Consider the following 1057-nt stretch of genomic DNA (forward strand, 5'->3'; position numbering starts at 1 on the left):
GCGGGCTACTCGCGTATTTTGGCGAGGATAGCGAGCTGTGGAGCAATTACAAAAAAATTCTGCCCTTTGCGTAGTTGGCGAAATTCGGTGAAATTTAAGAGGCGGGCGTGAATTTTATAAAATATTTTTTCTCGGAAATTTTTAGGTTATTTAAACTCATTATGAGCGCCGCGCTTGTGCTAACTGCGGCGTATTCTTTGCGGAGCCGGATTTAGCGGAAAATTACGAACGGAACCGCGCTCAAATTTTAGCTCTGCGCGATTTTGCACGCGAGATACAGCCCGAAGGAGTTTCTTTTGACGTCCGTTTTGGCGGCGACGAGGTCTTAAGCATGAGAGCTGTGAATAAGACAAAAACCAAAGTGCGAGTTTTTATAGTATAGACGAAAAGACGAACGAGCGCGCTGTTTTAAAAATTTTAGGCTGGGATTTTGGGACTTTTAACGAACTTAAAGCCAAAGCAAAAAGCGCAAATGTCCAGGGCGTAAATATCTGGGAGGGCGAAACCGCTATTTATTACAAAGACGGGTTTGTGTCGGAATTTTACGAGATTTTCGAGGGTTCTGCGAGTGAGGCGGTGAAAAAGGACTACGAGATCGGCTGCGACGATAGATTTGCCGCAGACGGCGTGGTGATGGCGCGCGACGGAGGCGCTACTAAGGGCTTTATGTGCGTGGATAAGGACGGCTACGGTATTAAACGCAGGTAAATTTTTCAGCGGCTTCGTATGAAATTTTAGCGGGAATTTTTGTAGAAATTTTTATCGTTTGGGTGTGCGGAAACACGGATGCACGTAGGTGCAACGCCGATAATTCGGAATATGTAGTCGGCATTTGGTGCGCTTGTAGCCTCTTTTACAGAAAATGATGCATCTAAAGCGCGCGTATGCGTATAGGGCGAGATGACGCGGGTGAAGCGAGACGCGCGTAGCCCTGAAGGACATAGTGAGCCGAGAGATGGCCTATGCGTCGGCGAGTGCGCGGCTGCAAAGTAAGATGGGTGCGCGAGAGCACGGAAGATAAACAGGTTCGCGTGGATGCAAATGCGACGAATGTGAT

General features: G+C 47.9%; 1 protein-coding gene. It reads left to right on the forward strand.

The window, feature by feature from the left end:
* Positions 1–531: 531 nt before the first annotated feature.
* Positions 532–708, forward strand: a complete 177-nt coding sequence (locus tag Q0236_RS07750) for a hypothetical protein (protein WP_297916642.1) — start codon at positions 532–534, stop codon at positions 706–708.
* Positions 709–1057 lie beyond the last annotated feature (349 nt).

The sequence above is a fragment of the uncultured Campylobacter sp. genome, assembly GCF_938031315.1.
Classification (GTDB): Bacteria; Campylobacterota; Campylobacteria; order Campylobacterales; family Campylobacteraceae; genus Campylobacter_B.